At 34.4% G+C, this 13,114-nt stretch carries 13 protein-coding genes; 2 read left to right on the top strand and 11 right to left on the bottom strand.

Annotation, left to right across the window (positions count from 1 at the left end; all coding sequences use genetic code 11):
* Positions 1–4 precede the first annotated feature (4 nt).
* Positions 5–1,309, top strand: a complete 1,305-nt coding sequence (locus tag H529_RS0106795) for a phenylacetate--CoA ligase family protein (protein ID WP_022855771.1) — start codon at positions 5–7, stop codon at positions 1,307–1,309.
* A 15-nt stretch (positions 1,310–1,324) separates the two neighbouring features.
* The gene (locus H529_RS0106800; RefSeq protein WP_022855772.1) at positions 1,325–1,756 is read left to right on the top strand and encodes an ACT domain-containing protein; all 432 of its coding nucleotides are present in this window, start codon (positions 1,325–1,327) and stop codon (positions 1,754–1,756) included.
* 6 nt (positions 1,757–1,762) lie between these two features.
* On the opposite strand, the gene H529_RS0106805 is transcribed toward H529_RS0106800, so the two are convergent.
* From H529_RS0106805 to H529_RS0106860, 11 genes are all read right to left on the bottom strand, one after another.
* Positions 1,763–2,101, bottom strand: coding sequence for a tetratricopeptide repeat protein (locus H529_RS0106805; RefSeq protein WP_155984470.1), 339 nt, complete (start codon positions 2,099–2,101; stop codon positions 1,763–1,765).
* A gap of 502 nt (positions 2,102–2,603) precedes the next feature.
* Positions 2,604–4,190: a hypothetical protein gene (locus H529_RS0106815; protein WP_022855775.1), complete on the bottom strand. Its 1,587-nt coding sequence runs from the start codon at positions 4,188–4,190 to the stop codon at positions 2,604–2,606.
* Positions 4,126–4,437 carry a hypothetical protein gene (locus H529_RS11720; RefSeq protein WP_162138245.1) on the bottom strand — a complete coding sequence of 104 codons (312 nt, stop codon included), beginning with the start codon at positions 4,435–4,437 and terminating at the stop codon, positions 4,126–4,128. The genes H529_RS0106815 and H529_RS11720 overlap by 65 nt, the downstream gene beginning before the upstream one ends.
* A gap of 180 nt (positions 4,438–4,617) precedes the next feature.
* On the bottom strand, positions 4,618–5,052 hold the full coding sequence (locus H529_RS11880; protein WP_022855777.1) for a hypothetical protein: 435 nt from the start codon (positions 5,050–5,052) through the stop codon (positions 4,618–4,620).
* The gene (locus H529_RS0106830; RefSeq protein ID WP_022855778.1) at positions 5,049–6,098 is read right to left on the bottom strand and encodes a hypothetical protein; all 1,050 of its coding nucleotides are present in this window, start codon (positions 6,096–6,098) and stop codon (positions 5,049–5,051) included. Before H529_RS0106830 ends, H529_RS11880 begins: the two co-directional genes overlap by 4 nt.
* Before the next feature lie 73 nt (positions 6,099–6,171).
* Complete coding sequence (locus H529_RS0106835; RefSeq protein WP_022855779.1) at positions 6,172–6,363, bottom strand: hypothetical protein; 192 nt, start codon at positions 6,361–6,363, stop codon at positions 6,172–6,174.
* Positions 6,360–7,250: an ExeA family protein gene (locus H529_RS10465; protein WP_022855780.1), complete on the bottom strand. Its 891-nt coding sequence runs from the start codon at positions 7,248–7,250 to the stop codon at positions 6,360–6,362. Before H529_RS10465 ends, H529_RS0106835 begins: the two co-directional genes overlap by 4 nt.
* A gap of 181 nt (positions 7,251–7,431) precedes the next feature.
* Positions 7,432–8,631, bottom strand: coding sequence for a type II secretion system F family protein (locus H529_RS0106845; RefSeq protein ID WP_022855781.1), 1,200 nt, complete (start codon positions 8,629–8,631; stop codon positions 7,432–7,434).
* A complete protein-coding gene (locus H529_RS0106850; RefSeq protein WP_022855782.1) occupies positions 8,631–10,271 on the bottom strand; it encodes a GspE/PulE family protein in 1,641 nt (546 codons plus the stop codon). The genes H529_RS0106845 and H529_RS0106850 overlap by 1 nt, the downstream gene beginning before the upstream one ends.
* Before the next feature lie 14 nt (positions 10,272–10,285).
* The gene (locus tag H529_RS0106855; RefSeq protein ID WP_022855783.1) at positions 10,286–12,064 is read right to left on the bottom strand and encodes a prepilin-type N-terminal cleavage/methylation domain-containing protein; all 1,779 of its coding nucleotides are present in this window, start codon (positions 12,062–12,064) and stop codon (positions 10,286–10,288) included.
* A gap of 48 nt (positions 12,065–12,112) precedes the next feature.
* Positions 12,113–12,727, bottom strand: a complete 615-nt coding sequence (locus H529_RS0106860) for a prepilin-type N-terminal cleavage/methylation domain-containing protein (RefSeq protein WP_022855784.1) — start codon at positions 12,725–12,727, stop codon at positions 12,113–12,115.
* Positions 12,728–13,114: the final 387 nt, after the last annotated feature.

Raw genomic sequence — 13,114 nt, forward strand, 5'->3', positions numbered from 1 at the left:
TCTGATGTTTTGGGACCAGCAGTTAGAATGTATAGAACCAGAGAGATTAAGAGAGGTTCAGCTTCAAAGGTTAAAAGAGGTAGTTAAACGAGTTTACGAAAAAGTTCCTTTTTATCGTAAAAAATTTGATGAAGCAGGGATTAAGCCGGAAGATATCAGGTCTTTAGAAGATATTAAACACCTTCCTTTTACCAGTAAGACTGATATGAGAGAGGCTTATCCCTTTGGATTGTTTGCCGTACCTCTCTCAGAGATAGTCGAAATTCATACCTCAAGTGGTACCACCGGAAAACCTGTGGTTGCCGGATATACGGTTAAAGACATCGCCCTTTGGGCTGAAGTAATGGCCCGTTGTTTGGTTATGGTAGGGGCTACCAAGGACGATATCGTTCAGATAGCCTATGGTTACGGTATGTTTACCGGAGGGTTAGGTTTTCATTATGGAGCTCAGAAAATAGGAGCAACGGTAGTTCCTGCTTCAGCCGGGAATACAAAAAGACAGATAGAACTGATGAAAGACTTTGGAACCACCTTTTTAGCCTGTACACCTTCTTACGCTCTTTATCTGACTGAGTATGCAAAAGAAGAGATGGGTATAGACCTTTCAACCTTAAAGCTTAGAATAGGAAGTTTTGGCGCAGAGATGTGGACTGAAGAGATGAGAAAGGAGATAGAAAGACGAATGGGGATTAAAGCTTACAATGTTTATGGATTAACGGAGATTATCGGGCCTGGAGTAGCCCATGAATGTCCTGCTCAGCAAGGCCTTCATGTGTGGGAGGACCATTTTTACCCAGAAATCATAGACCCTGAAACAGGAGAACCTCTTCCTGAAGGACAAGAAGGAGAGTTAGTTTTAACTAGTTTAACCAGAGAAGGTATGCCGATGATAAGGTTTAGGACAAGGGATATCACCACCCTCCATAGAGAAAAATGTGCTTGTGGAAGGACCCTGGCAAAGATAGAACGGATTAAAGGAAGGTCTGACGACATGATCAAGGTAAGAGGGGTGATGATCTTTCCATATCAAATAGAACAGGCTATCCTTGAGGTACAGGGGGTAGAACCTCATTATCAAATCATCCTTACCCGTCCTCATTATCTGGATGAAGTGGAGGTACAAGTAGAGATGTCTAAGGAAATCTTTTCAGACGACGTAAAAACGATAGAAACCCTAAGAAAACGTTTAGAAAAAAAGATAGAACAAACGGTTGGGGTAAGGGTTAAGGTAACGTTGGTTGAACCTAAATCTATCCCCAGAAGTGAGGGGAAAGCCAAAAGGATTATCGATAAACGGAATCTTAAATAAACAAGGGAGGCTAGTATGAAGATTAAACAGATATCAGTGTTTTTAGAAAATAAAAAAGGTAGGCTTTATGAAGCTTTAAAGACTATAGCAGACCGCGGGATAAACATAAGAGCTTTGTCTATAGCTGACACCTCTGAGTTTGGAATCCTCCGGATGATAGTGCCACAACCTGAGGAGGCTAAAAAGGTTTTAGAGGAAGCGGGGTTTACCACTAAGATAACCAACGTGGTTGCCGTAGGGATCAAAGATGAACCTGGAGGTTTGGCAGGAGTACTTAAACATCTTTACGATGCAGACATAAATGTAGAGTATATCTATGCTTTTGTAGAAAAATCTGGAGAAAAAGCGGTGGTAGTTTTAAGAACTAACAACTTAGACAAAACCATAGATTTATTACAGGAAAAAGGGGTCTCTCTTTTATCCTGGGAAGAAATCAAAGAACTTTAAATGGGATTAATTTTGACAAAATTCTTTAAGAGGGGCTATTTGCTGATGTAAATCAGGATGGTTTTCTAATTTTTTCAATTCTATGCAAGCTTTGGTAGTGTCTCCTTTTTTAAAATAGGCTATTATTAAGTTGTAATGTATTATAGGCTCATTTTTTAAAGAAAGGGATTTACGAAAAAGGTTTATTGCCTCCTCAAAATCTCCTAATTCGATCAAACAAGCTCCTACGTTGTTCATCACCCAAGGGTCCTTCTTTTCTTTTAGATAATTTTTGTAATAAAAAATTGCTTTTCGATAATTTCCTTTTTTTCTCTCTTCTTCAGCCATAATTAAAAGGTTATTCAACAAATCCTCTTTGGTCAAAAGAAAACCTTCTACAGGTTGTTCTTTATTCGGTTTTTGAGAAAAAGACGAATAGGAAAGGCTTGGAAGACTTGAAGAATAAGAATTATAGACTTTTTTTTTGAGGTTTGTTCATCATAGAAGATGGTCTATTAGGTTTTCCTGAGGGGTTAGAGGGTATGGGTTTGATCATAGAAGAAGGATTTGTGTCTGTCGATAAGGAGTCTGTGTTATTATAGATGTTATTTCTTGGTATTGAAGAAAATTGATTGACAAAAGTATAGTTCTTAGTTTTGTTTAAAGAAAGAGAAGATTTAATATAATGACTTAAAAAAAGTAGTCCTATTCCTGAAATAACGGTTAATCCTAAGAATCCCAAGACCAAAAACATAGGTCTTATTTTCAAAAACTGCCTTATTCTTATTAAAGGCTGCCTGTTTAAATCCTCCTTTGGAGTTTCTCTGTCTTTTATTTTTTGTAAAATGTCGTAAAGTTTACTCATTTTTTATATTAAGTTTACTTTTATGATTATTACCAGCTCAGTTTTTTGTTTAGAACTCTGTTTGGTTTTAAAAAGGTTTCCTAAAACAGGTACATCCCCTATTCCTATAATTTTTTTCTCGTTGGTTATATCTTTTTCAAGAATAAGTCCTCCTAAAACTATTATATCTCCTGGGATTACTTTTATTATAGAGGTAGCTTCTTGAAGGTTTACTTCCGGTAAAGTTATAGAGGTATCTTGTCCAAAATCTTCTTTTTTTAAAGAAATGATGTCACTTTTTATAGGTACTACGTGAAGAAAAATCTCATCATTTTCTGTAAGATAAGGAGTTACAGCTAACAAAACCCCTTCAAAAATAGACGATGTTTCTATGTTAGTTTGGACCTGGGCGGTTTGTTGAGCTGAAACCAAATTTCTGGTAATTTCTTTTACAAACTCTACAGATTTACCTACACTTATCAAAGCAGGTTGTCCATGGATGACTCTTAAACGAGGGTTTGAAAGGAGATTTATATTCCCATACTGTTTTAACGCGTTTAAAATCAGGTTGAGATTAGGTGTCCCTCTAAAAGAAAGAGATATGGTGGGTTCGTTATTTCTTGTGGTTAAACGAGAGGTTAGCTCGTCCAAATGTATCGAATTTTGACCTAAAGGTAAATTAGCGATTTCTAACCAATCAATACCTAGATTATGTTCTTTATTCAATACTACCTCTATGATTTTTGCCTCAATAACTACTTGTTTTTTATATTTTATTTTTAAGTTTTCTATAAAATTGGCAATCATTTTAAGATGGCTCGATCTATCTTTGACGTATAAAGTACCTGTAAGTCTATTAAGGGTATAAAGTCCGTCTTCACTAATTAGATCTTGGAGTGAATTCTCTATCTGGGTATATACATCTATATGTTTTTTTTCTACTTGTCCTTTTATTTCGTATTTTCCTTTCAACGCAGAATTACCAGATGAAGAAGTTCCTCCGGTAGAACTGCCTGAAGAAGTTCCCATCCCTGTTGTTCCACCCAGTACATCTCCTCCTAAATTAAACTCACTTTCCTGAACTAAATGTAAAAAATCTAAATGAAAAGTCCTTTCTTCGAAAGGAGTAATATAAAGAACTCCTTTTTTGATTTGATAGTGTAAGTCTAAGGATTCAACAACAGCTTCTAAGATGTTTTTTAATGGTTGGTTTTTGAACTGAAAGGTTATTTTTCTATTTTCCTGAGGAACATATTTATATACTTCAGGAGAAATCACTATGTTAAGACCAGCTTCTTTAGCCAAAAAATAAAGAACGTTGTCAAAGTTCTCATCTTTAAAGGAAACCGTAAGCATCTTGGTTTCAAGCGGAGAAACTTCTTTATATAACGGGGTTAATACTTTCTGTTTTGAAGATGTTTGCGAAGAATTAGAAAAATTAAAGGCAGGTTTTTGAGTTTCATTAAAAGAATGAAGTTTTAAAAAATCAGAAGAGTTTTTTTCCACTTCATAGTCTTTAGCCGCACAACTTACTAAAAAAACAAAGCTAAAAACTAACAGTTTCTCCCAAAAAAACCCTTTTATTTTGTCCTTTAACCTGTAAGTCCACATAATAGTCTCCTATTTTCAAAACCTTTATATCCTTGTTAATCTCACTTTTTTCTGCAAACACTCCTCCGTTTATTACACATTTTTTATTCTTCCCCTCTATATAAATCATATTTAAAGTCATTTTTGATTTTTCAACAAAAGTATACGAAGACGTATATAAAGACGAAGATTTGGGAAGATCTTGGAATGGAAGTAAAAAAGGATCTTTATTTATGGTGTATTTTTCTGTTAATTTAACCGGGGTCAAATAGCGTAGATTATTAAACTCATGGATGACCTCTATATAGGTTGAAGACAAAGTAATTGTACGATATAGGTCTGACTCAAGTTGTTTCTTTGTAGAAAGTAAATAGATTAAAAAGCTCAAAAACAATACTACACAGGGTCCCCAAAAAATTAGATATATCTTGTACTTCTCTTTCATAACTTAATCTGAAATGTATTTTATTTTTTCTCCAGTAATGTTCATTATATAAAAACAATCCTTCAAGGTGGCATTATCTTTTTTTTCACAAGAGGAAATAGTAGCTTCATTTATCCTAAACAAGCTTCCCTTCTCAGAGGATAAAGAAGAAAGAATAGAAAGTAAAGAATTAAGATTTTTTATCTCAATAGAGACAGATATAGGCATAGTCTGGAGAGCAATAAACTTTTCTGGATTAATCTCAGTCATAAGAAAGTAAACTTGTTGAACTTGAGAGGTTAAAATTTGTTTGTTTTGTATAAGGGTGTTATATTTTTTTTGATTATTTAATAACCTTCCCAATTGATAACTTAAAAACAGCAAAGAAAATAAGAAAAGCAGTAAGCTCACATACCACAAAATAATTTGTTTTTTATAGTTTTTTAACAGCTCTCTCATCTCTTTATAACCGCTTCTAATTTTAAAATGCCCTTATTTTCTTTTCCTGAAAAGTTAAAGCTACTTTTTTCTGTTTTAAAATGTTTTTCAAAATGAGAAATTAAGTCTTCTACCCTTTTTTGGGCAATCATCAACTCTCCTTTTATTTCAACTTCTATTATAATTTTGTTATTTCTTATTGTTACATTTTTTAAAATAAAGTCACTATCCCAGATTTGGGAAAGCCATAGTAAAAATTCATCCAGTCTTAAAGTAGTTCTTTTTTCTTTTTCTAACTCAAGATAGGTTTTGATTTTTGGAAGCGAAGTTTCTGGTATTCTATAACTAAGTTCGTTGATTATCTTTTTTACAGACAAAACTTCAGAATCGATATGTTTTTGTAACTCTAAATTATGTTTATAAAGGAATAGTCCTAATAAAAGGTTAATCCCTGTTAATCCCCAAAAAACAGGCATTAACCTTTCAACCCAGTTTATTTGAGTTAAAAATAGTTTTTCTGAAAAAGGCAAAAAATTAAAAACAGGGTCTAATACTGTTGCTCCAAAAAATTCTGGATATTCCATGACTTCAACCGGAAGTTTGGAGTCAAAGTTAATCAAAGGTAAGTTACTTCCTCTTAAAATTTCCTCTAAGTTTACCTGTTCTATCCCTTTGCCTAAAAAGGCTAATCCTTTTAAGTCTTCCTGAAAAAATCTATACACATAATCTTTCACCATCAAGACATTTTCTAAAATAGTTTGGGAAGAAATTCCAAAAAATTCATCTATTACTGTAAACCTTACATAAAGAAGAGCTTGTTTAGAAGCTACTATATACCAAATTCTGGTTTTATCAAAAATAACCAGTAATACAGGGGAACCCATCTTATCTGAAAAAAGAATCCTTTGAAAACAACAGAAAATACAAAGAACTTTATGGGTAATTAATTCTACTTTTGCATGAATATTTTTTAACTTTTCCAAATAATTATTAATATCTTTTTCTTCTATACCAAAAACAAAGACTTTTGAAGTAGTTTCTAAGGTTTCGACAACCTTATAGACCACCTTGGGAGTAGTTAAAAAAACCCCACTCTCTTTAACTCGATTCTCTGCTTGTACTTTAATAAACTCAGATACTTTACCTGGAATGTCTAAAAGGTCTGCAAAAAAAAACCTGAGAATCCAACACCAAATAAACTTTTTGTTTTTTCAGTTGAATAAGCTCTATTTCAGGAAAAAACTCAAAATGTTTAGTTTTTTTGCTAAAATAAAATCCTGCAAACAAATCTTCTTTTACAGGTGTTACAACCCACACATTTTTTCTACTCATTTAATCCTTATCCCTAAAAAAGTTCTTGTTTTTATAGGGAAAACTTCATCTGGGAAAGAGGCTCTGGCTATCTTAAGATGTTTTTTCTTGATTTTTTGAGACCTTTCTGCATAGGCTACCAGTAAGGTTCTATCCATAAGCTTATTTATAAGCCGTGGTATACCTTGAGTCATTTTATATAAAAGTTTTTCAAAACCCCTTTCAAAAATTATCACAGGATGTCCTGCCTTAGCTAAGCGAAATCTGATGTACTCTCCGGTTTCTTCTAAGTTAAAGGGTGTTAAATTTTCCCATATGGTAATCCTCTGAGATAGTTGATATAGCTTATCATTCCTTAGTTTATCAGTTAATAAGGGTTGTCCAACCAAAAAAAACTGTATTAACTTGTTCTTTTCTGTCTCAAAATTACTTAAAAGTCTAAGTTCTTCAAGGGTTTCTATGGGAAGATTTTGGGCTTCGTCTATGATGATAATCAAAGTTTTACCCTGTTGTTGTAATTCTTTCAGGGCTTTATATAATAAGTTCAACGTTGTTTCTTTAGAAAGAGAAAAATCCTCCTCAAGACAAAGGTTTAATGCTCGACAAAGGGCTGATATGATTTCTTGAGGCGAAAGAGTAGGGGTAAGGAGAAAAACTTTTTGGTAGTCTTCAGGTAAAAAATTTAAAAGAAGTTTAATGATTAAAGTTTTACCAAGACCTGGGGCTCCAGTAAGTACTATAAAACCCTCTTTTTTAAAAATCCCATATTTTAAGATTTCTATAATTTTCATATGGTTAGACGAAGGGAAAAAATAAGCTGGGTCAGGGGTAAGAGAAAAAGGAGGCTCTTTAAGCCCAAAAAAGGTTAAATAGTTAAAGATTTCTTCTTCCTTAGTACCAAAGTTCATACTTACAATCTTCTATAAATATAGAATATTAACAAAAAACTCCCCAAAATTACACAAATTTGTCCTGTCTTAACTTGAAACAACACCTTTTCATAGCTTAAATTAGGGTCGATACTCAAAATAAAAAAATACCCTAAAGCTATCAAGATAATTGCTAATAATAAAAACAGTATCATATAACCTAAAGCTTCCCAAGTTGAGAAATAAGTTCATATATAGGGCCTATAAGTGCGATGATTATGATCAAAAAAACTATACCAGCTATACCGATAATAAGAGGCTCAAGAACCTTACTTATAGTTTGAATTAAGTTTTGTATCTGGGTAAAATAATAGTCTGCAAGTATTTTCATTTGTTCAGGAAGTCTTCCTGTTTTTTCACCCACATCAACTACTCTAATATCAAAGGGATTAAAAATCTTTTCCTGTTTTAAAGCTTCACTTAAAGATATTCCAGCAGTTATTTTTTCCTTTACTCTTAAAACTGTTTGTTTCGTAAGCTGGGTCCTTAAAGAATTATACATTAAATCAAAACTTCTTAAAATATCTATCCCTGTTTCTAAAAGTAAAGAAAAATATTCAAAAAAGAAAGCCAGAAAATTGGATCTTTTTACAAACCCTATTATAGGAATCTTAAGCAAACATTTTTCGATAAATATTTGGGTTTTATGGTATTTATACAGTACTATTGCCATCATAGTTAACAACACAGATATAGATAAAATCAAAAGATAGTGCCTTTGAAAAATTTCTACAACTTTCATTAGGATAATGGTAGTATAAGGCAGTTTAATCTGCATTTGTTTAAAAATATCTAAAATTTTAGGTAATACATAGAGTAACCAGAAAAGAAAAGCTGAAGAAATAGAAAATAAGACAAATACAGGATAAATCATAGCTCTTTTGGTCTGAGAAATGATTTCGTCTACCCTATAGAGATGTTTAGCTGCATCCTCTAAGGTTTTTCCAAGTCTTCCTGTCTCTTCTCCTATTTTAACCAAAAAAATTACTACAGGAGGAAAGATACGTGTTTTACTTATTGCTTCTGAAAGAGGAGTTCCTGTTAACATATCAGCTATGATTTGAGCTATTTTTCTTTTTAAAAGAGGATTAACCACCGTTTCTTGCAAATCTTTAAGAGCAGAAAGAACAGGGACACCAGCAGAGATTAAAAAAGCTAAATTATGACAAAACTCAGCCAAATCTTTCCTTTTTATCCTTTTAAAGGCAAACTTTCCACTTAAAAAGGTTGTTCTATATTTTAAAAGGATTAGCCCTTCTTTAGAAATATAATTGAAAAAATCTTCTAAATTTAAAGCCTCGACCTCTCCTTTTACCTTTAACCCTTCCTGGTTCAAAGCCTGATATTTATATACTGGCATTAACCAACCACCCTTCTTATTTCTTCAACCGTGGTTATCCCTTGTAAAACCTTGTTTTTGGCATCTTCTCGTAACGTCTTAATATTTTTTGCCTTCATAAGTTCTAAAAATTCTGGAAAAGTAGCATCTTTAGAAAGAAGTTTAATAAAATCTTCATCTATATACACAATTTCTGTTATCACCGTTCTTCCAAGATATCCTTTAAACCTACAGGCTTCACACCCTTTACCCTTATAATAAATACCTTCTTTAGGTAGCTCATAATAATCGAGTAGTTTAGGGTGTGGGAGATATTCTTCTTTACAGTAAGGACAGACTTTTCTAACTAATCTTTGCCCTAAAAGACCTACTAAGGTTGAGGCCAATAAGTCTGAGGAGATGTTTAGGTCCCTCAAACGAAAAATCGTAGAAAGGGCATTGTTGGTATGTAAGGTAGAAAGGAAAAGATGACCTGTGAGAGCAGCCCTTACTGCCATCTGAGCAGTTTCTTCATCTCTTATCTCCCCTACCAAGATTACATCAGGGTCTTGTCTTAAAAAGTGTCTTATAGCTTTAGCAAAATTATAACCAATGTCCTCGTGTACCTGGGTCTGCCTTATTAAAGGTAACCCGTATTCTATGGGATCTTCTGCCGTAAGTACGTTTTTCTCAAGAAGATTAAGTGTCCTAAGGCAAGCAAACAAGGTAGTTGTCTTACCAGAACCTGTAGGACCTGTAACCAAAAACATCCCATAAGGAGAGGACATTATCGTTTTAATAAGTTCAACCTGATCCTCAGAAAATCCTAAATATGCAAGATGCTGGACATAAGCTCCTGAAGGTAAAAACCTTAAAACGAAATTTTCTCCAAAAGGAGTTCTTACACTCGAAATCCTTATATCAAAAGTTTCCCCTAAAAAAGAAAACTGCATTTTTCCATCTTGAGGAAGCCTTGATTCTGCAATGTCCATCAAACCCTTTATTTTAATTACGTTTATCAACTTACCGTATACAGCTTTAGGGAAAACTATCAAGGGTTCAAGCACCCCATCTATCCTAACATAAATACGAACACTTCTTTCTGTAGGGCTGATATGTAGGTCTGTAGCCCTTTTCATTATACTTAAGATCAAAATTTTCTCTAAAAGTTCTTCCGCATTAAAATCTGCTTGAGGATTAACTTTTAATTTTTCAACTATAGTAGAAATCTGAGCTTCAACCGGATTTTCTAAAAAATAATAAAATTTTTCTATAGCTTTATTAATCTGTGCAGAAGAAGCAACAACCGGAGAGACTTTTAATCCTGAAACTCTTGATGCTGCTTCGATTAATTGATAGTTAAAAGGGTCATATATAGCCAATTCAAGGGCTCTGTCTGCGGTTATCCTTATCGGAAGAACCCCATATTTTCTTGCAAAAGAAGGTGAAATACTATTTAAAGCCTCTTTAGAAGGATTAGTCTGAGATAGATCTACAAAGGGTAGTCGAGATTGCTTAGCTAAAACTATAGCAATTTCAAGGTCTGTTACCAGACCGGTTCTTACTAAAACCTCTCCTAATTTCTCTCCTGTAGCTTTTTGTTCAAGTAAAGCAAACTGTATGTACTCTTCAGTGATGAACCCTTCCTCTTTAAGAAGCTGCCCTATAGGCTTTCTTTCCATACCTTCCTGAACCTTTAATAAAATCCTATCCCAAAATTGCTAATTTCAACAGTTTGAGTGCTACCTCCGGTTGCCTGCGTAAAACCAAACTTAACCGAACTCATAGAAGTAGGTAATTCAAAACAATGAGAAATTGTGGGGGTTGACGAGTAATCACGGGTTAAATCATTACAGTTAATGCAGTCAACCCATGCTTTGATAAGGGCATAGTTTTGAGGATTGGAACCACAATTATTACAGTTTGGATTACACTTTGTTTGGATTTCTATCCTTACCGAGTGTTTCACACCATCCTCTAACCAGGTAGGATTGCTGGTATAACGACACCCTGAATCTTGATTATTACATACAGGGTTTGTACCCATCGGAGTAGAACCACCGTGCGTCACACTACCTCTTTTAACGATGGCAATATGATTATAAGTCCCTGGATCGTTCCTTCCTCCATTCGGATAGACATCAAATTCAACCGCCACAGAATCATAGGACAAACCATCAAAACCTAACCTCTCTCCAGTACCCCCACAGGCAGTTGTAGGCATACTATCAGCAACCACAGCAAAAGTAAAACCATCTGCGTAATTTCTTGAATCAGAGGAGGTATCAGGGTTTAGGAACCTAAACTCAAAGTAAGTCCTCATCGTTTTGCCATCAAGCTGATAGGAAGAAGGAAACCAAAAACAACCATAAGATGAGTATGTATTACCTCCCAATTGTAAAACATTACCAACTACATTAACTGCATTTTGGTTGTTTTCCGTTTGTAAAAATTGATTGATGTTATTATCGAAAGACACCATAGCTCCTTGAGGTCCTCCTGTAGAAGAAGTTGACGGATTTATCGTAAGCACCAAGGCCTTTTGAGCGATGTTATCGTTACCTCCGTTAGGGTCTTGGTTATCTCTTACAAAGATGGTTAAAAAGAAACTTCCCTGTTGAGAAGGGGATCCTGTTAAAGTTAAAACATCAGCTTGTCCCCAGGATGTTTCATCCAGACTCAAACAGTCGTTTGAAATAACATTAGGATCTATTGTAATCCCTGAAGGTATCGTCCCCTGCACACACCATCTATACTTCCCGTTTCCTACTAAAAAAGGAACACCTCCTTGGGCATAAACTGTAGCATTGTATTGAGAACCAACATACCCATAAGGAAGTTCGTTGTTCAAAATCTTAAGTTGAGATCCTTGACAACCTATCTTTATTCTCAACTCTTCTAAAGTAATCCATTTGACTACATCGTCATATTCTTCTGGTCTTGCCAAATCGTATGGATAACCATCTATGTTAGGGGTCCCCTGAGGATAAACTCTATAACATGTTTTACCTGAAGGACAAGACGTAGCATTAGAACCAGTTTGGACATTATAATTTGGACCACCACTTACCACTATAAAAGCTACATTTTCAATTCGATTAGTACAGTTAGGGTCTGTACATACGATTAAATCAGTAGTTTTTTTCCCACATATTCCTTCTGCTGGGTTGTTAGGATTACTGGTTAAGTTTAGGTCAACAAAATAAACTAGTGGTTTATTCCACGGGTCATAAGGATTTCTTACTATCTGGTTGAACTCTGTAGAAAGAGGAAGTCTGTTTTCACGAGCAGCAAAACCTATCACAGATTCCACAGCTGCATTAACAATCTCTTTGGCTTCTGTAAGTTTAGCTCTTTTAGTAAGAACACCAACTAAACTTGCACCTAACCCAATAAGAAATCCCAAGATTATCAACACGATAGCAATTTCTATAAGAGTAAAACCTTTTGTATTCTTTATCTCAAAGCTTTTCATGTTTTAAGTAGAGGATACCTAAAGTTTTCAGGTATCCTCCTAGATTATTTAAAAATTCATCCAAATATCTAAATATCCAGAAGAAGGATATTCATTATCATTGCATGTAGCCCCAGCATATCTTGCTATTGATCCAGTGGTACATTTACCGTCATCCATAGCTCTATCAATGGCTGCTGCTGCTTGAGCTTCTAAATTTCTAAGGGTAATCCATAAACCTGACCTTGTTTGTTCACCAACCGTATAGGTTCCGGTAAACATATCGATAGGGCCACCAAAAACATGCTTTGGCACCATAGAGGTTGGATTACTATCCGTAGGGTCACCAGAAATGATGTTAGCATACTTTAAATGTCTCCATAGATAGCATGACTCTTCATTATTATTATCACAATAACCTCCCTCTACCCAACCATTACCATTCCCATCCGGTGCACCTGTAAATTTGTTTGAAGCTGTAGGATCATCGCCTGGATAATATCCATACTTGTCATAATAGGTATAAAAAGCTGCGGTAAGCTCCTTAAGTTGGCTTTGAATCCTTTTAACCTTAGCATTGTATATCAACTCCTGTCCTTTAAATATGGCACCTAAGATGATACCAATTATCACAAGCACAATCGCCAATTCAACCAAAGTAAACCCTCGCACCTTAAGCCTCATAGTATCACCTCCTGCAATTTTTAAAAATTTTTATTTCATTTATTTATTGCTAAATACTTTGTCAATACCCTGTATTAAATCAAAATTGTAATTTTCATACTTAAAAATCGTAATTCTTAATTACTTTCTATAGTTCTTTCCCAACTTTCATATAAAATCTATTCCATTTTCTATCTGTAACTACTCCTCTCAATCTTTTTCCCCTGATTCTAAACATATTTCTCCCATATCCTTGGAGTACCCCCTTTTTGAGACGGTTATAATGTAGAATGGTGTGAAAAATTTTAAAAAAGGGGGGTAAAAAGTATGTGGTCAACTAAGTTCTCCAATTGAACAAATCATTAAAATCCTCGCCAAGGCAGACCTTCCAAACAAGATGGTTCCTTC

It is taken from the genome of Thermodesulfobacterium thermophilum DSM 1276 (genome assembly GCF_000421605.1).
Classification (GTDB): Bacteria; Desulfobacterota; Thermodesulfobacteria; order Thermodesulfobacteriales; family Thermodesulfobacteriaceae; genus Thermodesulfobacterium; species Thermodesulfobacterium thermophilum.